Origin of the sequence: Butyrivibrio sp. MB2005, assembly GCF_000424285.1 — a bacterium.
Taxonomy (GTDB): domain Bacteria; phylum Bacillota; class Clostridia; order Lachnospirales; family Lachnospiraceae; genus Butyrivibrio.
Genome location: NZ_AUJP01000016.1, coordinates 121,078 through 145,736 on the forward strand (window position 1 = coordinate 121,078; position 24,659 = coordinate 145,736).

Below are 24,659 nucleotides of genomic sequence, written 5' to 3' on the forward strand. Positions count from 1 at the left end.
TCCTATACCTCATCCAAAAAGCTTACATTGCCTTTTGCTCTTTCCCTGATATCCGGCATCTTGTCCTGCAGCGTCTTTCTGATACTGCTTCCATTTTCCATAATCCACTGGAATTTATTTAAAAGGTCATCCTTCTTCTCAAGAGACTGTACAGGAATTACATAGTTTTCCTCTGTTCCAAAAAGATCTCTTGCTATTCCTCTGGATTTGACAGAATACCCAAGAACCAATGTAGGAACTGCCTGTGAGTAAGCCGCAATTGTGGAATGGGTTCTTGCTCCCACGAAGGCTTCGCATTTGCCAATCACATATTTAAGCTCTCCTGCAGACATATCATCTATCAGTGTTATTCTGTCTGCAACAGGTGTTTTTTTATCTGTTCCTGCAAATTCGTTATAAAGCTTTGTAAGAGGTTCCCTGTCATCATTGCTGCTCCATACCACATGGGGAACGAGAGCAATGCCATAGTCAGTGTTATTTATTATATAGCTTATCAGCTCCCTGTAATTATCAAGGGTTATGCCGGCGCTTGATTCCTTGCCTGCAGCCATAGGGCTTACATTAAGTCCGATAACCTTCCTCTCGTTAAAGAGCTGAGGCAGATTCACCTTTACAGGATCAAGAACAAAGGCAGGATCAGGGCACAGCAAAAGAGCATCCTTATCCACACCTCCCTTAAGGAGTCCCTCGTAGGTGATGGTCTCTCTTGCGATTATCTTATCGTAGGCATTAAGGTCCAATATAAGTCCCGGTACAGTCTCCGGCTCAACAGAGCATCCCATAAGCACAGTCTTCATTCCAAGTCCGCGAAAAACATTATGAGATAACACCAGATCTTTGATGAGATCAGGATAACAATAGTTATCACCGCCTATTGAAACTGCCACGTCTCCCTTTTTATAATTATAAGTTTTAAGTACATTCTTATATCTGTATCTGTAAAAGGATTCAGCGTCGCCTGTTATTTTTCTATAGCCATAGTAAAGCACATGGGCAATGAAATCCCTGTCTATATGTCTGTCCTCTACAAGCTTGCACTTATTTGTGGTAGCCAGGTTGCCAAGTCCATACATATCATCCTGGGTGATATCATTAGATGCTATAACAGGTGTATCATAATTACTCAGGGATGCATATCCGTCCATCAGCTTAAGCGTACTTACTGCGATAGCCTCGCATCCATGATTGCCGCTTCCTGCGTGCATATAGAATAGCAATTGTTTTTTGTCTGTGTTACTCATCCGTTACCTTTTCCACTTTCCATAAAATCCAAGATAAGCTCTCCTGCTTATCTTAAAAAGTAAAACTTTCAGCTTGTAACCTGCTGATAGTCTGCCAAAGCCCTTTCCAAGTCGCTCTGCACTGTCAATCATCTCTCTGCAGGATATTAGCGCCATATTTATCAGATCCCTGTCAGCGCTTTCTTTTGATGCATCATCCATGCAGGCGATTTTACCTGCAACCAGCATTGCTGACATCATCTGAATCTCGGAGAGTCTGTCATAGGCGACTGTGCTGAATTTGTGACCGCTTCCTTTAAGGAGCTTTTCGGCTTCTCTCCAACAGGTCAGCTGATCTAAATAACTCTCCTTAAAGCTCTTTTTCATGGCTCCCTGATCGTTATCAAGATAGTCATACAAAACAGGTGTTACAAATGCTGCTATAGTCGCATCGCCTGTTTTTAATGCCAGCTCTGTAAGAAAGAGCATATCCTCTCCTATAGTGAGGCCCTCTTTGAATTTAACACCGGCTGTTTTTACCGCCTCTGCAAGAAAAAACTTTCCCCATACGTGAGTATCTCTGTAGAGAATTGCTTTTTCGATGTAATCATAACCGCTGAGGGCACTTTCAAAGTTGCCCTCCATCATGTCTGCTATCGGTGCATTTGAAGACTTCGCTGTTTCAAAGAGCTTTTGAATATACTCCTTCTGAACCGTATCATCTGAATCCACAAAGGAAATATATCTGCCCTCTGCGCGTTTCATTCCCACATTCCTTGCGTGGGATACGCCAAAATTCTTCGTATGAACTACAATCAAAGTCTCGCCACTTAGCCTGTCACATAAATCAGAGCTTCCATCTGATGATCCATCATCCACCAGGATAATCTGAGAAGCTCCATGCAAATTATTTACTTCTTCCCAGTATGACAGCGCTTCCCTGACAGAAGATACACACTTCTCCAGGGATTCAATAGCCTGATAGACGGGTATTATTATACTTATCTCAATACTCTGTCCATTCATCTCTGTCCACTCCAACAAGTGTATTAAAGCCATAATACTCTGCCATCATAACATTTACCCAGTACTGCCAGTCCTCGGTAATATCGCAGTCATAGGCAGATGAGTATTTGGTCTCAAACTGTGGTCTAAGCTTAGGCACAACCACATCCTTTTCCCCGGTCTTGGCATATTCCTCAAGATATGCATATCTTTCCTGCTCTTCTCTGTATATCCTGGCAAGACTTGCGCCGCTTGAAAGATAAGTAAAAAACATGTAAAGGCAGGCAATATAAATAACGGACCTACGTATAACCTCTGTCCAGTCAGGACCGTCATAGGTATAATTAAAGGCCTGCACTACAGCGATTATGAGGAAAATACCCGCACCAAAAAGCGCTCTGCTCTGCGGAGTAACAGTCAGCACAAGGCTATAGGTGGTAATAAGAGAAAGAGCTGCAAATAAGAGCACATCATATATCTGCTCAAAGCTTTTCCCGTATACCCTCAAAAATACAATCAGAACTATCAGCACCGCCAGAAGAACAAACATCTCATCCCTTACAACAAGTGTGATATTTAAAAATCTTGCAGCCATGCCCAAAATACCGCTATGAAGTTCCTCTCTGTATGCAGCTCTAAGCGCATTACCGGGAGCAAGAACCATCATTGCCAAACCTGCTATATTTCCAAGTATGGCAAAGATCATCCATATCTTTACTTTTTTCTCCTTTTTGTAATACAGGTATGTAAAGAACAATATGAACAAAAGACATCCACCGCTGGTGTTCTCATTGCACCATCCCGCAATGATTCCGAATACGAAAAGTCCAATAGCCTTAAGATAAGCCTTATCATCAGCTCCGCCTTCCAAGAGCTTTTCAACATTTTTTCTAAAACAGGTCATAAAGCCCAGAATTATTGTGGTGGTCAAAAGATAGTTGCAGGCTCCGGTCTCCCAAAGAATGGTCTGAGCAAAGGATATTCCAAAAATCCAAAGGAGCAAAACTATAAGCACATAGCCCAAAACATCATATTTAGTTTTTCTGCGAATATTACTGTAGATAAGACGAGTCAGCACTGTAAAAGCGCAGGCTGCAAGAATATTGAAAAAGATCCTGTTTCCTGACAGAAAATGATAATCGATATACATGATGATGCGGGCCATAAGATGGGCCACGGAGCGTCCGGTCCAGCGAAGATACTGGGCCTTCTCCTGAGCAAAAAGGTCAAAAAATGAACCTGCCTTTTTTACCTCAGATAAATATCCCATATCATCCATCATCATCGGAGTGAGAAATTCATATATAAGAATAGAGATAAAGCAAAGTATTGTAGCAGCATTAAAAAGACCGGCAGATACACCCATCTTTTCTTTCTTTTTCATTTCTGAATTTGCTGCCATTTACCTGCTCCCCCAAACAAACATTATCTAAATCTGAATCCGGTCTCAACGACAAAGGCCATAAACCTTCCCGGATGTCTCATTAATAAATATAATAAATGATTAACCTTGTTTTTTACAACAAGAGGTGTTTTCATAACCCGTGCCTTGATATTGTAATCGGAAAGCAGCTTAAGGATTCTTCCCGTAGTGTCAGGAGCACTGTTCTTTAATTCATTCTTTATCTGGAACATGAAAAGAAAAAGATTTTCTTTTTCAATAAGCTCTTCTGCATCAGGACCATCGTATTTATCAGCAAAGACTTTTCTGACTGCATCCATAAGATATTCAATATTATCATTCAGTCCTGCATCATACCCATGTGCCATGGACTCATCATTGTAGTAATAATGATAATAGCACGCATCCTTCATAACATAGATACGAGTTGCATCGAGAATTGCAGGGAGCATTATGTTCATATCCTCCCCCATTCTGATACGCTTATCACAATATCCCATATTATCTGTAATAAGCTCTCTGCTGGTGAGCTTCATACATCTGGACATTGTGATGATCCTGTTCTCATTGCCAAGGATTCTTTTCTTTATCTCTTTGTCCAGGGTTTCTCCTGTGTATTCACCCGGAGCTGCTCCATGATAAATAGGATCAAGCTTTCCGTTGTCATGCTCAAAAAGGCAGTTGCTGCAGATAATCTCTCCCTTACCACGGATATACGATGCCATGTCAGAAATCATCTCGTTTTCTATCCAGTCATCGCTATCTACAAAACACAGATATGCTCCGGTAGATATCTCTACTCCTGCCATCCAAGCGCTCATGAGGCCGCCGTTTTCTTTATGTATAACTCTTATTCTGTCATCGCGGGCTGCAAATTCATCGCACATAGCGCCGCTCCTGTCCTTGGAGCCATCGTCAACAAGTATTATCTCCAGATTCTCGTAAGTCTGGTTGATAATACTATTTACGCACTTATTAAGATAAGCCTCTGCTCCATACACAGGCACAATGACACTTATGAGCTCTTTTGCCATATATATTATATTTCCTCCCGGTAAAAGATTATTCTGCGCCTCTTCCGAACAATACTACTCCCACGGTCTTAATAAGAATTCTTATATCAAGCGCAAGGGACCAGTTATCAATATACTGAAGGTCAAGCTTAACAACATCATCAAAATCATCGATATCGCTTCTTCCGCTGACCTGCCACATACCGGTAAGTCCTGGCGTCATACTGATTCTTCTGCGATAATACTGATTATATTCCTCAAATTCCTTCTCAGTGGGCGGTCTTGTTCCAACAAGGCTCATGTCACCCTTAAGAATATTCCAGAACTGAGGAAGCTCGTCGATACTGGTCTTTCTGATAAAAGAGCCAACCTTGGTAACTCTGGGATCATCCTTCATCTTGAACATAAGACCACTCATCTCATTCTGATCCTGAAGCTCTTCCTTGATCTTCTCAGCATCAGTACGCATACTTCTGAATTTATAGATTCTAAAGCGTCTTCCGTTTCTGCCGATCCTGACCTGTGAAAAGAATACCGGGCCCGGAGAATCAAGCTTAATTGCCAGAGCAACAAAAGGAGTGACTACAGCAGTAATCGCAAGTCCCACAATAGCACCGGTAATATCCATGGCTCTCTTTAAGATAAGAGCTCTGTAGCGTCCTGTTCCGTTTATATAAGATACAACTGAATAGGTTCCAAAGGTTCCCACCTCTGTACTTCCTGAAATACCGGGAAGTTCTATACAATAGTGAACTGTAACGCCCATATCTCCCAAAGCTTCTATCATATCATTAAGAGCTTTTTGGGAAATATTCGGAGTATGTATGAACACCTCGTCAAGAGGAATAGATGTAACCTTCTCTATGAAATCGTCTTTGTTTGAAATGACTTCTACTCCTCTTATAACCTCTCCTGTCATATCCTCATCAAGACACACTGCACCTACTATTGAATAGTTGATCTCAATTCTGTGCTGAAGATGCCTGATGGTTGACATGAGATTCTCTTTTTCAGACAGCACCAAAAGTTTAACCGCTGAATCTCCGCTCTTCCAATAGGTTTTCAGCATACTTCTGAAAAGCTGGTGAAACAAAAGTGTCATCAGATAATCTATGATTCCAAAATAGAACATAACAAGACGTGAAAACTGTTCTGCCAGCTGCAATCCATATGCGATTGCAATTGTTCCGATAATTAAAGCAATCTCATATTTGAAAACAGCTGTACCTTCACGCCAAACCGTTCTTTTAATAAAATCTCTGTTGTAATCAAGTGCGAAGTTGTATACGGTACCAACAAGTATCAGCACGATACAGATATAGAAATGGGTAGACTTATCCCTCATATCTCTGAAGTTAAAATATCTGACATAGGTCGCAATAACAAATGATAGTCCTATTGCGATCATATCTATTCCCCAAAGTAGATACGTCAATAAATACTTATCTTTCCCCTGCATCTTTTTCCTCCCGACATGCTAAGAATATGTAAGCCCCCCAAATCATAAGCATGAAATTCCTGCCGATATATGACGAAACATACGTCGCCTCTACTATTGTATATAAAAACATCGAAACAAGCATCACAAAAGTGTCGTAATCCTTTTGTCTGTACATTCTGTAAAGCAGAATAAAAAGAATCACTGTCACGATGATACCTGGTATTATTCCATACCAGTAAAACAGCCTAACCCATCCCATATCAAAATACGTCTCACCGCTGTTGGAATCTCCAAACAACGTCCAGCTTGAAATCGTACCCTTATGTTCAGGTGTGTTCCCATAAAAAGCTATAATACGTCCGGTAAGCATCCTGTCAATTGCTGCAGAAAAACTGAAGGGATTTTCGAAAGCATACTGACTTACAGCTGCTGCAACAACAGATAAAACTACAGACAATCCGCTTACAGCAACGCCAATAGCATAATAAATCCCCGGCTTCTCATCATCTGATAAAAGCGACGGAATAAGACCTATCAACATAAATATGGTTATAAAAAAACCGGTCTTTGAATCCGTAAAAACAAACAGCAATATATTCAGTACAAGGATTATACTGCCTGCTATCTTCCTCTTTTTCCTGCTTTCATCCTTAAGGAGATACATCACAAGCATGGACAGAGCAAACAATACACTGTGAACCGTATTGGGATGCCCAAATCCAAAGGAATACCTGGTCTCAGTTCCAACTGACCTTCCAAAATAATCCGTGATGCTTATATTGCCGTAAATTCCTGTAAGTGCTGCCACAAAGATAGCCGCATATCCGATAAAGCTTACTGTAAAAAAGTAGTTAAGGGCCTTTTTAATATTCACTCCCTTACAGGAAATCACAAACATCGACACTCTTAGAAGATCATTGTTCCCACATACCCTGTAGCAAAAAAATGTAAAAACTGCGGTTATGCATATTGCAATCCACTCTTTTGCAGAATACTCCGTCAGCAGAATAACCACCATTGTCATCAGAAATGTAGCCCTGAAAACATAACTTGGAGTAGACAGCGGCAGATCGCTTCTCTCATAAATCGCCATAAGAAGTTCTGTGGTAAGCATCAGATAAAATACAAAATTCCTGATGGGCGAAAACCGCGATATAAAGTTATTATATCTTGAAGTAATACTCATAAACCGCCTATCTATGCCTCAGAGTCCTTAAAATTTTGTGGTATGCCTTTCTGCAAAATCTTCCAACTGTAATATCAAACTTATGGGTAAATCTCATAAAAGGTGTAATCACCGGCATATACAGATGTCTGTACTCATCGAGATGTTCTCTCAAATATCCGGGATAGGTTTCATCCACTTCAACTCTTGTAAATCGGGCATCTCTTCCAAAAATATCTCTTCCAAGGATCAGATGATCCATGGTCTCAGCCAGAACCTCTCTGTCGTTATACTCCTGGTGGGCCGCAGCCTTAACCTTAACACCGATCCTTTTTACAGGATTGGATTCCTTGTAGCCGCCCATATATCCAAAATGCCAGCCTCCGTTAGCTACTCTTACAGATCGCTCATCTGTAGGCGGTACCAGATCTCGAAGTCTTACTATTCCTTCAGAAGGGATATTTTCTATATTGCAGACCTTGGTTCCAAGCCATTTCCTCTCGGAAACAGGTATCTCCGGGAATTCTCCCGTGATAGATAAAAGCTTACCCGATGACTCCTCCATATTCAGGAACGCATAAAAATTCCTCTGGGCAAGATGATAAACTAAAGTCTTATCAAAGTGCTCTATTATCTCTGTAAGCACCTTGGGATTAGGAATCTCGTCGCAGTCTCCAAATATTATCACATCCTCAGGAGTTGCATCCTTAAGTCCCTGCAATAAATGGTTCTTCTGAAAATAGTCCCTTTCATGGGTTACCTCAAAATCCTTATCTTCAGAAACCACGATATATTCAATCTTATCAAGGAATTTTGCAAACTTCTCTTTGTTCTTTTCAAAGCAAAGCTCCTTTGGCTGCCCTGAAAAGGTGGTTGTTGCTTCCTCGATTATAAACTTGTCCACGTAAGGGTCAAGTACATTCAGACGAAGTTGCAGTATATCTATTTCATTAAAAAAAGGTATCAGATCATAGACCATGTTTTTCTCTCCAGCTCTTCGTCCTTCTCCAGAAAAGCAGCGGTCTTACCGCCATCTTAAATCGCTTATAGGGGCTGTAGAACCTTGGATAGTCCCCATTTTCGCCTCTCCACTTATGGAATGCAAAGGGTGTTATGCCTGCATTCTCAGGAAGATTGTGCTCTCTTGCAAAATAAATCGCTTCCTCAAGGGGTGCTATCTGTATGCCCTCCTGCTCCATCTCTTTTTTCAGATGACAGCAGATAAAAATGTCTTCATTGTAAAATCCATCATCCACAGGAACCCACTCGCAGTTGTGCTTTGCGGGGTATTCCATAAGTCTCTTTGATCTGATGGATACGGAATTCCCAACCCTGCAGATATTGCCGTCAGAATCTCTGTAGGCATAATCGTTCTCAGGCAGCGGCCAGGGGGATCCTATATAGTCATAATCAAGGAATGAGTCCCTCCACTTATCAGGATTTATTACAAAACCATCTGCGTGGACTATAAGGGCAAATTCCGTATTTATATGCTCATGCAGCTCATAAGTCATCTTATAATTGAACTTATCTATGCTGTCGAGCTTTGATGTATAACTGAATCTGATACCGGCAGGCAGATAAAAGGGCTTTTTATCCGAGATAAAAACCACATCGCCAAACTCGATATCCTTCATACTGTACTTAAGCGCCTGTACGGTCTCATAGACATTAACACTTGTCATGGCAGCCAAAGTAACATTCTTCAGCGTTAGCTTTTTCAACTTACAAATCTCCGTTTCACGGTTTCCAGGTCTTAATGATTCCAATTCTTCTCTCAAGTGACCTGACTATCTTCTTTAAATAGAACACGCCGTAGAGGCATTTTCTTCTGATAATCTGACAGAAGTATCTGACCTTACCCGGGCGCTCATTTCTTCTGGCATAGAGTCTTGACCTCTTTTTATACTCCGCCAGTTCTTTCCTGCACTCATCTGCCTCCCAGATTCTGCCCTTCTTATCCTGATAATGCAAGAAGCTGTAAATATTCTGCTCTGAGGACCAGAATCCATCGGATACATTATGCCTAGCCCAGTACTTGGGAGCTATGGCATATTTAAGCTCTGTGCTACTAAGCACGGGCATTATAGAAAATGATGAGTTGGACAAAATAAGGTATCTGGCGTTTTTTATCGTCACATAATCCTTGCCCATATCAAAATGGTGGCACTCATACTCAGGAAGGACCTTCTTTGCGGCTTCCTCGTCCTCTGTGACTATCATAAATCTCATTGCGGGATTTATCTTTTTCATATTTTTTATAGCATTTAAAAAATACGATCTGTCCAGATAAAGTTCCGGATGATCAGTGTATTCTCCGCCGCGGATGTTTATGATGCAAAGATCATCAGCGGTATATTCATAAGACTCAGCTTCTTCTTTTACATGGAGCCATTCACGAATCTTGTCCCTGTACTTTTCAAAGTAGCTCTCATCCTGCATGTTGCCATAGATAAGAGTATTGTCAGAGACTTCAAAAAGCCTCGGGTCCGCCCCTGAGATATAGCAGCCGTTTGCCATATCATGCTTGGAATTACCCATGTAAAGGCGGTCGTCCTTCTCATTTATTATGGTGTATTTTGCTTTATCTTCAGCAGGTATCTCTGTTCCAAGGTCGATGTCCATAAAGTACATTCCGCGCTTGGAATGAAAAACATTTCCTACCTGCCCCGGATTTATAAAGCCGAAATCGACGCCCTTCTCCATTGCTATGCATCTTGTGGTCACATAGAAGAAAAGCTGATTGCCAAGGCCGTAACCCGGTATAAACTCTGTTCCTATCATATTCTGCAATCACCCGTGAATAATGGTCTTGCCTTCAAGGCTCGACTCAATTATCTTCTGATCTTTTACCTCGTAGATAATGTCGCACTTCTCAATAGTGTTAAGTCTGTGAGCGATGATAACCATGGTCTTTTTGCCGTGGAAGCTGTTAACCGCCTCCATAACCGCTGCCTCAGTCTCGTTATCAAGAGCACTGGTAGCTTCATCAAAAACAAGAATCTCAGGGTTGTGGTAAAGAGCTCTTGCTATTCCGATACGCTGTCTCTGACCACCGGAAAGTCTTACACCTCTGTCACCGATCTTGGTATCAAGACCCTCGGGAAGACTCTTGATGAAATCTTCAAGCTGAGCCTCTCTGCAGACCTCCCAGATTCTCTCATCACTTATTTCTGCTGCATCTATACCAAATGCAATATTGTCTCTTATTGATTCATCAATAAGGTAGATGCTCTGTGGAATATATCCCACCTGCGCAAGCCATGATTCATAGTTACTGAAAATGTTCTTGCCATCGCAGAGGATCTCGCCCCCTTTTACATGCAAAAGTCCAAGTAAAATATCAACGATTGTGGATTTTCCGGCTCCTGATGAGCCCATGATTCCTACGGATTTACCCCTGGGAACCATCATATCCGCGCCGGTGAAAATGTTCTTTTCAGCATCGGGATATGCAAAAGTAATATTCTTAAGCTCGATCTTATCCTCAAGCTTTATGGCAGGGCCTGCGATTGCCATTCTCTCAGCAGCCATCTTTTTATCTGACTTCATGGACTCTGTGAGATTGTTGTAAACGAAGTCAAGGCTTGGCTCCTCGTAAGCAATCTGCGTAATGTAGGTGTTGATGCGATTAGCACTTGGCATAAGTCTTACTGCAGCAACACCAAAGGCTGTGAGCTGTGTGATGAGAAGCTTCACATCACCGCCGCCAATTATGTAGATCATGATGTAGCTAAGGACAGCCACCATGAAAACAGTCTCAATAAGAAGTCTTGGCAAATTGTTGAGCACGGTGTAGTCTCTTGCGGTCTCAGCACCGATTTTGCCTGACTCATAGTAGTTTCTTATAAAGAAGTCCTGTCTGTTTAAGACCTTTACATCCTTAAGTCCGTAGATAGCCTGAATTCTCCACTTGGCAATCCTTGACTGGATATTCTGATTCTTTTTACCAATGCTGTTCATCCTGGGCTTGATAAGCTTTGTACTAAGAAGCGTCATTAGCCCAAGTACAACGATTATCAGAAGTGCCATCTGCCAGTTGGTATAGATAAGATATATTCCAAGGAATAAGGAAACAACTCCCTCTGTTGCCAGACCCAAAAGAGCTAGCATAAGAGAAAATGTGTGCGGTATATCGCTATCAGTTATTCTAAATACCGTAGGTATATCCGCACCGAGATAATCCTCATAGGGTCTGTTCAAAAACTCTCGCATAACCCTTGAGATCATGTCGTTTCTTGTTTTTGCAATAAAGGTGTTCTGCTGATAAGTAAGATAAAGAAGATATGCGTTCTTAACAATATAAATAACTATAAGGAATGCAAGTATCGCACATATCTGTCTTTTTTCAGTATTAAGTCCCATCCCATAAGCTATATTTGCAAGCAAGGGTGCTTTATCCATGGCCTTTTGAAGGGACTCAGGATCAAGAATAACACTGACAACGGGAACCATCATTCCGACACTGAATGTCTCGAAGACGCCTCCCACAAGTATCATAAATCCAAGAAGTACCAGATACTTCTTTTGTTTTGTATCAAAAATATAATTGATCTTCTGAAAAAGATTAAGGTTCTCCGCCTTATTTTCAGAGGGTTTTCCTAAACTCATATAACTCCTTAAATGTCAGATGGAATAACATCCATGCAAAGACATATATCTTCACACTTTAATCATTCGCTCTGTATAAATATCCTCCATGGGCTTGTTGTTAAGCCACTTCGGAGGCACAAGTATCGTCTTCTCCGGTGCATCATTCATCCATGCACTCCACCAGCTAAAGCTTGAATTTGCAAGGATATGGTGCTTGCAAAGACTCATCAAAAGGAGATCCGCTACGTCCTCCTTCTCTTCACCTGTCTCTACATAGTGGAATCTATCGCCTGATACATGGGTCTCGTACCATTCATTATCATTTGAAAAAATGAAAAACTCTACATCCGGATACTTACTTATCAATGTGTCGATGGCTCTCTTGTAGTAGTCATCATCACAAATTCCGCCGAAGGTCTCCACTGTTCCGGGCTCTAAGTAATCGCCTCTTCTTACATGGATGCTGGCAGAATTACTCTGCAGGATCTGTCTGTATATCTCCCAGGATTTGGAGGTTGTAAGACAGTCCTCAGGCTTAATCTCAAATTCTCTTTTGAGCCTTGAAAGGACATTCCTGTCTGTAAAGTACTTATCAGACTGGAAGTAACCGTTAAGGTATGCTGTGTCCATTTCAAAAACCTTGGGGTCAAAATTACCTGTATTGTCCTGATATTCTGCGGACTTTCTTCCGAATAATTTTCTTTTGATCCTGCTAAGAAGGTCCATATGAGCATCAGTAATCTCAACTACTTCCTCATCTGTGGCCGTATCATAAGTGATCCCAAACAGGTCAAAAAGGACGGGATCTCTTTGCGGATCATCCTTAAAACCATTTACCTCGTCGATTTTAACTTCTTTTCCAAGTGCCTTGAGCTGCAGGTAAAGGGCATACTGGAACATCTGATTTCCAAGACCGCCTTTTAGCCTTATTATTATCATTTTTTGTGTCCCCCACTAAACTTTTGACGTAAAGGCAAAACTACCCCCTCATTCAGATCCATGAACAGATCGTAAAACTTGGGGTTCTTTAAAAATAATTCCATTCTCATTTTCTGGTGCGGATCAGCTATATCACATGAAAATACCCTGTACATCTGATTTGCACAGGTTCTGATCTCCTCTGCCAGAGGCTCCATGAATTTCTTTTTTTCTCCGGTCTTATCTCTTCTGGCTTCGGTATATAAAAGCAGAAGCTTCTTATAGACCATGTAATCATGGCTTGCAGCAAGGTCGCGCCTTCCGATCTCCTCAAGGAGCTCACTCCTTGCATGATACGAAGGAATCTGCTCTGTGAGAATCTCTTTTCTTAGGCCTGCGCCCATGGCCCCACCTTTTCTGTTTATTATATAATGATACAAAGGTGTGTCAATATATGCCACTTTCTTCACTTTTGCGAGAACCCTTGCTGAAAAAAGGATATCCTCGTAGTATCTCTGAATGGGAAAAGAGGTCTCGTCCAGAAGCTCGGCTTTATAGAGCTTATTCCAGGGAGCATTTCTGATGACTATATCATCGCTCTCCTCAACATAATTCTTAAGAGCTTCTTCCCCAGTAAGTTCAAGGAGTCGTACTCCTCTCTCTACTATCTCCTTTGCTTTTCCGTCATCCTTAATATGAACAAGTCCCTTTTTCCTATAGGTCCTGGTCTTTTTCAGATCTTCCTGACTGTCTTCAAAATATCTGCAAACAGAAAGCTCGGCGTCTGCAGTCACCATGGCACTAAGCATATACTCGTACATGTAGGGCTCTATGTAATCATCGCCGTCCACAAAGCCGATGTACTGTCCATGAGCAATCTTTATGCCTTCATTCCTTGCTATAGCAGCTCCGCCGTTTGTCTGATGAACCACAACGATTCTCTCATCAAGAGTCTTATAGTGGTCACAGATATTACCAGTGTTATCCCTTGCGCCGTCATCGATGAGGATTATCTCAAGATTCCTGTAGGTCTGCGCCATTATGGATTCTATGCATCTTGGCAAAAATTCCTCCACATTGTAACAGGCAACTATTACGGATATAAGCGTATTCTGTTTTATTATGGGAATCTCTTCCATGTAATGATTTTTCTCTTCCATTTATGCGCCTACATTTAATCTAATTAGTTATTTTCCGAAAGCCACTGCTCAAACATCAAAATATACCAGATAAGAGGCTGCCACTGTCCGCCCTCATCGGCAAAATTCTTCCATACCTTAGCTACTGCCTCGGGATTAAGGAAGCCTTCTCTTTGAAGCTTTTCTGCAGAAATCATGTCTTCTGCCCACTGACGGAGCTCCTTTTCCTTAAGCCACTTGGCAACAGGTATTGAAAAGCCCTTCTTTGGTCTGTCCACCAGCTCTCTTGGTACATGTCTGTAAAGTACATCTCTAAGTACCATCTTACCGGTACCTGTGTTTTTATCTCTAAGAAGTGATAGCGGCAGACTCCATGCAAACTCCATTACATCCCTGTCAAGCATTGGTATTCTGCTCTCTAAGGAAACTGCCATGCCGGATCTGTCCACCTTAACAAGGATATCATCGGGATGATACATCCTCATATCCATAAGCATTATATCATGATTTACTTCCCTAAGTCCGTCACCCTCGGCAAGACTTAGCTTATAGGGAGGCATGCTCTTTTCTCTTGCGATATTAAGAGCACCGGGGGCCATCTCGAACTGGATTCTGTAGAGATCCTCCGGGCTTCTTGCCTGAAGGAGCTTTGCTTTATCTCTGAAAACATCATCCCTCTTAGCAGCTCTTGAATGCTGAAGCATTTTTCCTGCGCCGTATCTCATGCCGCCGGGAATATTCTTCATCTTATTCCATATTCTCTGAACGGATTCATAGGATCTGTAGCCGCAAAACAGCTCATCTCCGCCGTCACCTGAAAGGGATACTGTTACATGGTCCCTTGTCATCTTACTTACAAGATATGTGGGAATCTGTGATGAATCAGCAAAGGGCTCACCGTATATTGATGGAAGCTTTGGAATAACAGCCTTGGCATCTGCTTCTGTGATATAGAGCTCTGTGTGCTCTGTTCCAAGGTGCTTTGCAATCTCCTTTGCAACCTCAGCTTCGTTATATTTTGGATCCTCCATTCCTATGGTGAAGGTCTTAACCTTTCCCTCAGCAACCTCCTGCATAAGGGATACCACAGTACTTGAATCTATTCCCGCTGATAAAAAGGCACCAACAGGCACATCAGATACCAGCTGTCCCTTTATGGACTCCTTTAAGAGACGCTCCAGCTCATCTGCTGCCTCCTCAGCAGTACCTTTGAAAAGATTCTCCTGACCTTTTCTTGCAACCTCTGTTATGTCGTAGTAGGTTTCAAACCTGTACTCGCCACCGGATCTCTGTATTCCTGTAAGCTTTCCTTCGTCATCATCCTCATGAACGGGCCTGAAATATGAAAAAGGCGCTGTGATACGAAGTATGGTTCCCGGCTCAAGCTTATAGATATCATGGTAAATCGTATAAGGTGCAGGAATATAGCCATGAACAAAGTACAGGTTCAGGGCTTCCTCAAATATCCTGTTCTTAAAGCCTTCTATGGCTCTAATAGCAGAAATCTCAGAAGCAAAAACAAAATTGCCATTTACAAAGCCGTAGTAAAGGGGCTTTTCTCCAATCCTGTCCCTTGCAAGGCAAAGCTCATGGGTCTCAAGATCATAAACCGCAAGAGCAAACATTCCTTTGCAGAATTTCAAAGTCTCACTAAGCCCTAAATGCTCAATGGCTTCAAGTAAAACCTCTGTGTCGGAGGTTCCTCTGAAGGCTGTAACAAAGCCCTTTCCCATAAGAAGGTCTGAGAGCTTATCGGCGTTGTAGATCTCGCCGTTATATACGATCACATACTTACCACTCTTTGAACGCATGGGCTGGGATCCGTTTGAAGATAAATCTCTTATGGACAGTCTTCTGTGACCAAGCCACACCATATCATCAGGGCTGTTCCAGATATCTCCGCTGTCAGGACCTCTGTGAAAAAGTCTGTCATTCATTCTTTTGATATTCTTTTCAGCATCGCCGCTATATCCGCAAAGTCCAGCTATTCCGCACATAGAATTCCTTTCATGGTTCCTTTGTTATTTGCCAATCATCTTATTATAATCAAATGCTTCAAGAAGCTCTTTCTCAGCAGCAAAATATTCATCCGCATTTTCTTTGGTGATCCTGTTTATGTACTGATCGCCTTCTGAAAGTTCCTCTGCTGCTATCTTCTCTATTATCCAGTCGTTAACTGAGGGTTCATAGTGTCCCCTGTCTCTGTATCTGTCAAGATCTGAAGTAATATCTGTATTCATAGTAAAGCTGTAGACATGGATATTGTCGCATTCAAGCATCATCTGTGTCGCAAGCTTTTTATATTCAAGCTCCTTATCAAGCTCACCTGCCTCTAACAGTCCTCCGAAATATGCCATTGAATATGGAGGATAAAAATACAAAAACGTGGTCTCCGGATGCTTTCTTGCAAGCTCTACAACATTCTCTTCCATGTTCCCTTTAAGAAGCGCTATCTCCTCATCAGATACAGGCAGTATGCTCTCAGGTTCGCCATATTTTTCTCTGCCCTCAAGAACTGCCCCTATTCCATAGATATAATTTACCGCAGAATAGCTGTATTCATCAAAGCTGGTATGGCCTCCCGGTTCGCCTTTTATAAATCTGTAAAGCACGGGAAGAGAATACCTTAGAAAAGCATCCTTGTTCAAAAGATATTTTACATCATCAAAGGGATTATTATTAGTCAGATACTCAGGATACTCGCCCATATCAAGCCTCAGTTCATCCTTATCCCTTACAAGCAGCGTATAATCAAGTGACCTTAGCACATACCTTGGGCTGTGACCTGTTTTATATGCTACCTCCAGATTATCGTCTATCTCTTTATAGGTAGCACCTGAATATGTAACCTTTATGGAGTTTGTCCCAAAAAGCTCATCAAACATCGATGCCCTGAAATTCTCAGCCATTGAGGTTCCTGTAATAATGGCGTCATAGTCAAAGTGTTTGGTTATGCCATCATTCTGGGATCTCTGGTCATTCAGAATATAGTAAAAGCTTTCATTTGGTTTTCTGTAATGGAAAAAAGGATCTGTCCAAAAGACACATCCGGCGATGGCCAGGAGCGCTATAACACTCGCTATCAATATGGAAATAAACCATCTTTTTCCAGTCATATCAGTTTACACTCCATGTTCACACACAAACTATAGGCGAACATCTAGAAATTGAAATACAAAAATGTTGAAACAGAGCTAAGAGAAATAACACAGGTCACAATAAGTACCCAGGTAAAAGCAAGGGATGATACCTTAAACTCATATTTTCTCTCATAATTATTCTTAAATAGCAGGCACAGGCAAAGAGCAAGTACCATCATAATAACCATACAAGCTAAAAGTACAGCGTGGTCTTCTGCGGAAAGTCCTATGGCAGACATCACATATCTAAAGCGCGGTATACGGAAGGCTTCAAGCATGCCATCTCTCACATCAAGATTAAGAACGAAGAGACGCTTTAATATCTGTACCCACTCTGTAACAGAATTTGCTCTAAAGAGGAGCCATGTCACATTTAAGAATGCAAAGGTTACGATCCACTGAACTGTTTTTATGAGAGCTGCACCTGCTTTTCCAAGGAAGCTCTTAGAAACAGCATTATACACAGCTTCGTAAATACCATGAGTAAGCTTATTAAAGCATTGTGCCAGTCCGTGAAGTATTCCCCATAAAATGAAGGTCCAGTTGGCACCGTGCCAAATTCCGCTGATGGTGAATACGATCATTATATTTAAATAGGTTCTAAGCTTACCCTTTCTGTTTCCTCCAAGAGGAATATATATGTAGGTTGTAAGGAACCTTGTCAGTGTCTTATGCCAGCGCTTCCAGAAATCTGCAACGGACAGGGCCTTGTAGGGCGAATTGAAATTCATGGGAATCTTTAAGTTGAACATAGACCCCAGGCCTGTAGCCATGTCACTGTAACCGCTAAAATCAAAGTAGATCTGGAAGGTATAGGACAGCATCAAAATGATGATCTCTGCTCTTGTGAGAGCGCCTTCTCCCACCTGAACTACAGCTGCCTGTGCAAAAGCCCAGTCTACTGCTTTACCGAAGGTGTCTGCAATAAGAACCTTTTTAGCAAGACCTCTTGAAAAAAGCATTATGCCCTTGGACAGATTATCAAAATTAACCCTGTGTCTAGTCTTATCCCTGAACTGAGGAATCAGCTCAGAATGAAGCACGATAGGTCCTGCCACAAGCTGCGGGAAAAAGGACACAAAAAGCGCATATTCCAAAAAGGAATAGCCTACGGCCTCCCCTTTGTATGCATCCACGATAAATGATATCTGCTGAAAGGTAAAAAAGCTGATGCCAAGGGGCAAGACTATTGTCCTTAAAACAAAGTCTGTCTTAAAGGCATCGTTTAGATTCTGTAAAAAGAAATTGTAATATTTAAAATAGAAAATAAGTCCGACGTTAAATAAAAGTCCCAAAATAAGATAGGGCCTGCGGGATTTTGCAGTCTGCATTTTCTTATACAAAAGGAAATTCACGCAGATACTGCTGCAGATTATCACAAGATATGATGCGTTGAAATATCCGTAAAACCACAGGGACATAAGAAGAAGATAGCCTTTAGCCTCTTTTTCTCTATCAAAATGGTTCAGTAAATAATACCCAAGGCAAGTGATGGGCAAAAAGAACAATATGAAAATAAAAGAATTAAATTGCACTTTTCCTTATCTTAGCCTTTCAATAATTTAAGTATCTCTCATCAGTCCTTCAAAATACTCTTTCCACTGGGAATTGATCTTTTCAGGACTGTAATCCTTCCTTACTGCCAGGGCAGCATCTGCCATAGCTTCGCACTTTTTTGCATCACTTATAAGACTCCTAAGTGCCTTAGCGAGACTATCCTCCATGGCGGAATCCTCACCCATTGGAATAAGTATACCATTTTCACCATCTCTTATAAGGTCTCTTGGACCACCGCAGGGGCAGTCTGTGGATATACAGGCAAGTCCCATGGACATGGCTTCAATGAGGGCATTTGGCATACCCTCCTGCTTAGATGTCAGAACAAAAATCTTCGCATCACGAATTTTATCCGCAACGCCGCTGACATTCCCCATGAAAACGATGCGGTTTCCATCTGTATGGTCATCGCTTGAGCCGCTTGTTCCTGCGCTTCTGGCGGCTTCTATCCCGGCAGCTTCCTTCTCAAATTTCTTCCTTGATGGGCCATCACCGTAAATAACAAGCCTGTAGTCAGGAAACTCATCCATGATCTTCCCGAAGGCTCTTATCAAGAGTATCTGGTTCTTGTTATCATCAAGTCTTCCAACCGAGACGATTGTATTTTTTCTTTCGGAAAAAGGAACTATATTACCTTTCATAAAGGAAGGATTGATCGAATTTGGAAGTATCCAGCACTTTTTCCTGATACAGTCCTTAAAATACTCTGCAGCTCCCGTTGTCTGAACTACAACACCTGCTGCCTTTGGAAAGAGCATATTCATGGCCAGATTAAGTCCCTTTGATCCATATTCCCTTGAGGGATTAGACCTTACAGAAACAACTACAGGAATCCCCAGGCCCCTTGCCGAATAAATCGCCATGCAGTTATTTTTTCCAAGAAAAGAAAGGATAAGGTCAGGCTTTAAGCTCTTCCAGGTATCTCTTAATTTCTTTACTCTGTTTCTGAAATTCGCTACTCTTTTGCCCTTTTCATCAGGCATAAGAGCCGTGAAAACTCTGTCTATTCCCGGCTCCTCAGAAGATTTCATACGGACTGTTTTTATGTGCTCGTCCATATTCAGGACTTTTATAAGGCGTCCGGGTTCATCCGCCTTGTCCTTTTCCATTACAGGCTCCCACTTTCTGTCCGCAACTTCATACTCATCATCCGCAAGGTATGTGGTCACAAGCGTAACCTGATAGCCCGCATTATAAAAATACTCTGCAAGGTTACACATAACGCGCTCGGCACCGCCCTTATTGAGGGATCCGATATACATTGCTATATGCTTTTTACCAGAATCCATATTTGCGGACATAAATACCTCTCGTTAACTTTGGTAGATATGCTTCTCATACCACTGCTGGAATATGAAAAAGCTCCATGCGATATTGGAGAAATTGGCGCCGCTGCCGGAGCCCCCATCTCCCTTTGCAAGAAAATCTCTCACAAAACCTGATGCGTAGGTCGCATCGAATATTCCCTGATTTTTAAGAAAACTCTCATTACTGTAATCAAGGAGTCTGTCTTTTAATGGACCGCGAAGCCATACATCCATGGGAACGCTAAAGCCCTTCTTTGGTCTGTCCAAAAGCTCTCTTGGAATATAGTCATAGGCGATATCCTTAAGGATATATTTCTTTACGCCGTCCTTATATTTAAACTCGTGAGGAATGCGGAAGCTGTATTCCATAACCTCCGTATCCATAATAGGGCATCTGCACTCAAGAGAATACTTCATAGCTGCCCTATCCATCTTGACCAGAATGTCGCTTGGAAGATATGTATCCATATCAAGGAGCATCCTTCGAACCTGCCAGTTTTCCACATCATAGTAGGATTCAACGGGATACTTGCAGGGGAAAACACCATCCTTTAGGAAATCCCTGCTCATATACTGTGCATATGTCATCCGCTGGTCCATCTCTTCCCTGCCGGAAATAAAGGCATGGGCTGCAGGGATATATTTGGGTGCAGAAACTTGCGTCTTAGTCTCAGGATCTCTGTTATCAGCAACTGCCTGAACGCTGTAGGGAAACTTTCTAAGAAGCTTCTCATTACCAAGCGGAATCTGACCAACGGCATTAACAACAACTCCTATGCCGTCCAGCTTTTTTGCCTGTACTGCTCTGTCATAGATATTGTAGCCGCAGTAGAATTCATCTCCGCCATCCCCGGAAAGGGCCACAGTCACTTTCTGCCTCGCCAGCTTGCAAACCAGCATTGTGGGTATCTCTGACTCGTCCGCAAAGGGTTCATCAAAATACTGAGGAATGCTGTCCACAAGCTCGATCATCTCTGATTCATCTATATAAAGCTCTGTGTGCTCGGTGCCAAGATGTTTTGCAACTCCTGCTGCATACTCAGCTTCGTTATACTCCGGAACATTAAAACCTATACTGAAGGTCTTAACAGGACTTTCAGAATTCTCCTGAGCAAGAGCCGTTATAAGTGATGAGTCATAGCCACCTGATAAAAATGTTCCAAGGGGCACATCTGCAATCATCCTGTCAGCTACAGACTTCTTAAGGCGCTTTTTAAGACCTTCCTTGGCTTCCTCGTAGCTTTCTACCTTTTTATTTACATTATCTTTATAAGCATCCCTGATGCTCCAATATTTTTCCTTAGTGATATTTCCCTGATTGAAAATAACAAGCTGCCCCGGTTCAACCTGATAAACGTTCTCAAAAATGGTCTCCGGTGCATTTATATACTGCTGATAGAGGTATCTTGGAATGATGGATGTTCTTATCTGTCCCTTAAAGCCCGGGCACTTCATTATAGGCTTAAGCTCTGAACCGAATACGATGTTGCCATCTTCAAGCCAATAATACAGTGGCTTTTTACCTATCCTGTCTCTTGCAAAAAGAACGTCCTGATTTTCTCTGTCGTAAAGAGCTATGGAAAACATTCCATGGATGTGCCTTACAAAATCTCTGCCCCATTTAAGATAAGAAGCCAGAATAACCTCTGTATCACAGGTTGATTTGTAAGGGTAATCCGAAAGCTGCTTTTTCAGCTCCCGGTAATTATAAATCTCTCCATTAAAAACGACAGAAATCCTGCCATCTGTCGTGGTCATTGGCTGATGTCCAAGGGGTGACAGATCCAGGATTGAAAGTCTTCTCTGAGCAAAGCCTATTACGTATCCATCCTTACCGGGATACAACTCGACGCCGCTATCATCGGGTCCTCTGTGTATTATGGTGTCATTCATGGCACGCAGCTCATCTTCTGTTATTCTGTTTTTAGAAATATATCCGCAGATTCCGCACATAGGCGCTCCTTCTATGTATTATCCTTTAAATATGTTATACTACTCTTACTTTTTTAGCAAACGACTTTTCAGTTGCCATCTTGCCGGCGATGATAAAATATCTGTACCGGTCAAGATGGTAACAGCAGCGAATATCAATTGAGGTTATCATGGACAGAAAAATCAAAGTTCTTCACATTGTGGGAGCTATGTACCCAGGAGGGATGGAAAACTTCATAATGAATATCTATGAGAACATAGATAAGGAACGGTTTCAGTTTGATTTTGCTGTTCATGTTGTAAAAGAAAACGGGTATGATGACAAAATCAGGGAGCTTGGAGGAAAGGTGTTCCAGCTACCCAGGATGATGTCTCATCCTATCCAGAATTTCAATAAGCTCAGCAATATTATTAATGCAGAAGGCTATGATATAGTCATTCGTCATACTGCTAATTCGCTTGTGGCACCACAGCTTATGGTAGCGAAAAAGGCGGGGGCAATAACGGTTTGTCATTCACATAATGAGACTGATCCCAAGAAGCTTGCACATTTCCTAAGCAGACCTATTCTTATTAAGAACACGGATGTAAGGCTTGCGTGCTCTGATAATGCAGGTAAGTGGATGTATGGAAATAAGAGCTTTGAAGTAATAAACAATGCAATCGACCTTAATAAGTTTGAGTTCAGGAATGAATATAAAGAGCAGATAGTCCGCGAGTTTAATCTTGAAGGCAAGCATATCTACGGACATATTGCCAACTTCATTGCATCCAAGAACCACACTTTCCTTATAGATGTATTTGCAAAGATCGCCGAGAAAGACGATAAAGCTATACTTATATGCCTTGGCGAAGGGGACCTTAAACCGGACATTCAGGAAAAAATAAAATCCCTTAATCTTGTTACAAAGGTTATCCTGACCGGAATCCGCCATGATGCGCAGGCTTTCTTTTCTGCTTTCGATACGATGATATTCCCGTCACTTTTTGAGGGACTTCCGCTGACTCTGATAGAAGCGCAGGTAAGCGGACTTCCCATGCTGATATCAGATACCATCACTCCGAATGTATCTGTGACAGATGGGCTTATCACAAGGAAATCTCTTTCCGACTCAGCAGAGAGCTGGGCTGATGAAGCCATCAGTATAAGAAATAAAAATGAGCAATCAGACAGATCCTGCCAGCGTGAATCCATTCGTTCACATGGCTACGACCTTGAGCAGCTTGTTAGCTGGTATGAGGATTTCCTGTCAGATCTTGTAAAAAACAAGGGGCAACATTAACATGAAAATTCTTTTTCATTTAAACAGCATGGGCCGCGGCGGCGCAGAGCATGTAGTCAGCATCCTCTCGGGGAAATTTGCTGATGCAGGTCACGACGTCATCGTTGCAACCCAGTGGTTTTCGGAAAATGAATATAAGCTTTCAAGCAAGGTAAGGCGTATCTCCGTTGGCTTAACCGAGAATGAAGAGAAGGCAGGGCGAATTAAGAAGGCCTTTACCAGACTTTTTAAATTACGAAACTGCGTAAAGAAAGAGAAGCCTGACCTTGTAATCTCATTTTGTGCAAAGGCCAATTTCAGAAGTGCCTTCAGTCTCTTTGGGACACGCACTCCTCTTATAGTTTCCGTCCGCAACAATCCGGAGGTTGACTATGCACCTCATAAGCTCGCAACCAGGTACATGGAGAAAAAGGCAGTGGGCTGCGTCTTCCAGACACCGGATGCTATGCATTATTTCTCAGAGGACTTCCAGAAAAGGTCAACAATTATCTTTAATCCTATAGATGAAAATTACCTTAATGCGGATACGAATAGCTCCGAGGGAAGAGTCGATAATTCAAAGAAAATCGTAAATGTGGGAAGAATCTCCGATCAGAAAAATCAGCTGCTTCTTCTTAAGGCATTTAACAATATCACAAAGGACTATCCTGATTATTCCCTGTATATCTATGGTGATTCTCAGGAAGGTGGCATATTGGATGGACTTACATCATACATAAGAGAGAACCATCTCGAAGAGAAGGTTTTCATTCTTCCTCCAAGCTCTAATCTTAAAAACGAAATCATCGGCTCTGCCATGTTCGTACTTTCCTCGGATTTTGAAGGCATGCCAAATGCCCTTATAGAGGCAATGGCTCTTGGCATCCCCAGTATCTCAACGGACTGCCCCTGCGGCGGATCCCGCATGCTGATAGACGACGGAAAATCCGGAATCCTTACACCGGTTTGCGATGAGAAGGCTTTAACTGATGCCATGCTTCGAATCCTTAACAGCAAAGAATTCGCAGATACTCTTGGAAATAACGCCAAGAATGTGGTATCCAAGGTTAATCCGGACAAAATCTGCAAGGAATGGGAAGATTTTATAAATACAAAATTAAAAAACAAAAGGGCATAAAGCAAATCAAACTTGTTTGTACATTTCAAACAAACAAGTTTAATACACGCCTTTATCTTTTATTGTCTTTTTTAACCGCAAATTGCAATCAAAAATATCATCATCTAAATCATTGATATCAAGCAAGCTTCTGATGCACCATTCCGGATCCTGAGTATGAAAAGTGTAATATACATCATTCAGTTGCTTATACGCGAATAAGTCCATAACAAATTTAGTTGATACTTCTCTGGTATATGAAATATACCGATACATATATCCCATCCAGAATGAACTACCTCCACCGACTCTATGTCGGAAGTGGTTTCTGTTATGCCGCAGAGCGGCATGAACCTTTGGGATGCTTAACGCATCCCAAAGAACAGGGCATGTCCACTATGCCCCTATCCCATTGGGTTACCTTTGGGAATACTTTTCTTAAGATATT

At 41.9% G+C, this 24,659-nt stretch carries 19 protein-coding genes; 2 read left to right on the forward strand and 17 right to left on the reverse strand.

All coding sequences use genetic code 11. From position 1 onward, the window contains the following. Positions 1-2 precede the first annotated feature (2 nt). From G610_RS0109850 to asnB (G610_RS0109930), 17 genes are read right to left on the reverse strand one after another with little or no spacing between them, the layout of a single operon-like run. The gene (locus G610_RS0109850; protein ID WP_026524648.1) at positions 3-1,241 is read right to left on the reverse strand and encodes a polysaccharide pyruvyl transferase family protein; all 1,239 of its coding nucleotides are present in this window, start codon (positions 1,239-1,241) and stop codon (positions 3-5) included. A 3-nt stretch (positions 1,242-1,244) separates the two neighbouring features. Beyond that, entirely contained in the window at positions 1,245-2,246 is a 1,002-nt protein-coding gene (locus G610_RS0109855) for a glycosyltransferase (protein WP_026524649.1), read from the reverse strand. Next, positions 2,227-3,627, reverse strand: coding sequence for a DUF3329 domain-containing protein (locus G610_RS0109860; protein WP_026524650.1), 1,401 nt, complete (start codon positions 3,625-3,627; stop codon positions 2,227-2,229). The genes G610_RS0109855 and G610_RS0109860 overlap by 20 nt, the downstream gene beginning before the upstream one ends. Before the next feature lie 23 nt (positions 3,628-3,650). After that, positions 3,651-4,661 (reverse strand): glycosyltransferase family 2 protein, encoded by a 1,011-nt coding sequence (locus G610_RS22155; protein WP_051197915.1) that lies wholly within the window; start codon positions 4,659-4,661, stop codon positions 3,651-3,653. A 28-nt stretch (positions 4,662-4,689) separates the two neighbouring features. Then, on the reverse strand, positions 4,690-6,099 hold the full coding sequence (locus tag G610_RS0109870) for a sugar transferase (protein ID WP_026524651.1): 1,410 nt from the start codon (positions 6,097-6,099) through the stop codon (positions 4,690-4,692). Beyond that, positions 6,083-7,267: a hypothetical protein gene (locus G610_RS0109875; protein ID WP_026524652.1), complete on the reverse strand. Its 1,185-nt coding sequence runs from the start codon at positions 7,265-7,267 to the stop codon at positions 6,083-6,085. The genes G610_RS0109870 and G610_RS0109875 overlap by 17 nt, the downstream gene beginning before the upstream one ends. Positions 7,268-7,274: 7 nt before the next feature. Continuing rightward, positions 7,275-8,225, reverse strand: coding sequence for a glycosyl transferase GT17 family protein (locus G610_RS0109880; RefSeq protein WP_026524653.1), 951 nt, complete (start codon positions 8,223-8,225; stop codon positions 7,275-7,277). Beyond that, on the reverse strand, positions 8,215-8,970 hold the full coding sequence (locus G610_RS0109885; RefSeq protein ID WP_242829635.1) for a DUF5672 family protein: 756 nt from the start codon (positions 8,968-8,970) through the stop codon (positions 8,215-8,217). Before G610_RS0109885 ends, G610_RS0109880 begins: the two co-directional genes overlap by 11 nt. 16 nt (positions 8,971-8,986) lie before the next feature. After that, a complete protein-coding gene (locus tag G610_RS0109890) occupies positions 8,987-10,030 on the reverse strand; it encodes an alpha-1,2-fucosyltransferase (protein WP_026524655.1) in 1,044 nt (347 codons plus the stop codon). A gap of 9 nt (positions 10,031-10,039) precedes the next feature. After that, positions 10,040-11,857: an ABC transporter ATP-binding protein gene (locus tag G610_RS0109895; protein WP_026524656.1), complete on the reverse strand. Its 1,818-nt coding sequence runs from the start codon at positions 11,855-11,857 to the stop codon at positions 10,040-10,042. Between the two features lie 51 nt (positions 11,858-11,908). Beyond that, positions 11,909-12,778 (reverse strand): alpha-1,2-fucosyltransferase, encoded by an 870-nt coding sequence (locus G610_RS0109900; protein ID WP_026524657.1) that lies wholly within the window; start codon positions 12,776-12,778, stop codon positions 11,909-11,911. Continuing rightward, complete coding sequence (locus tag G610_RS22160) at positions 12,775-13,917, reverse strand: glycosyltransferase family 2 protein (protein WP_051197916.1); 1,143 nt, start codon at positions 13,915-13,917, stop codon at positions 12,775-12,777. Before G610_RS22160 ends, G610_RS0109900 begins: the two co-directional genes overlap by 4 nt. A gap of 23 nt (positions 13,918-13,940) precedes the next feature. Further along, on the reverse strand, positions 13,941-15,893 hold the full coding sequence (asnB, locus tag G610_RS0109910; RefSeq protein ID WP_026524658.1) for an asparagine synthase (glutamine-hydrolyzing): 1,953 nt from the start codon (positions 15,891-15,893) through the stop codon (positions 13,941-13,943). A gap of 24 nt (positions 15,894-15,917) precedes the next feature. Continuing rightward, the gene (locus tag G610_RS0109915) at positions 15,918-17,012 is read right to left on the reverse strand and encodes a hypothetical protein (RefSeq protein WP_026524659.1); all 1,095 of its coding nucleotides are present in this window, start codon (positions 17,010-17,012) and stop codon (positions 15,918-15,920) included. A gap of 44 nt (positions 17,013-17,056) precedes the next feature. Next, a complete protein-coding gene (locus tag G610_RS0109920; protein WP_026524660.1) occupies positions 17,057-18,571 on the reverse strand; it encodes an MBOAT family O-acyltransferase in 1,515 nt (504 codons plus the stop codon). A 27-nt stretch (positions 18,572-18,598) separates the two neighbouring features. Then, the gene (locus G610_RS0109925; RefSeq protein ID WP_026524661.1) at positions 18,599-19,894 is read right to left on the reverse strand and encodes a glycosyltransferase; all 1,296 of its coding nucleotides are present in this window, start codon (positions 19,892-19,894) and stop codon (positions 18,599-18,601) included. 12 nt (positions 19,895-19,906) lie between these two features. After that, positions 19,907-21,853, reverse strand: a complete 1,947-nt coding sequence (gene asnB, locus G610_RS0109930; RefSeq protein ID WP_026524662.1) for an asparagine synthase (glutamine-hydrolyzing) — start codon at positions 21,851-21,853, stop codon at positions 19,907-19,909. A gap of 149 nt (positions 21,854-22,002) precedes the next feature. On the opposite strand from asnB (G610_RS0109930), the gene G610_RS0109935 reads away from it, so the two are divergent. Continuing rightward, positions 22,003-23,115, forward strand: a complete 1,113-nt coding sequence (locus G610_RS0109935; protein WP_026524663.1) for a glycosyltransferase family 1 protein — start codon at positions 22,003-22,005, stop codon at positions 23,113-23,115. Position 23,116: 1 nt separating this feature from the next. Continuing rightward, positions 23,117-24,232, forward strand: coding sequence for a glycosyltransferase (locus tag G610_RS23750; RefSeq protein ID WP_035797337.1), 1,116 nt, complete (start codon positions 23,117-23,119; stop codon positions 24,230-24,232). Positions 24,233-24,659: the final 427 nt, after the last annotated feature.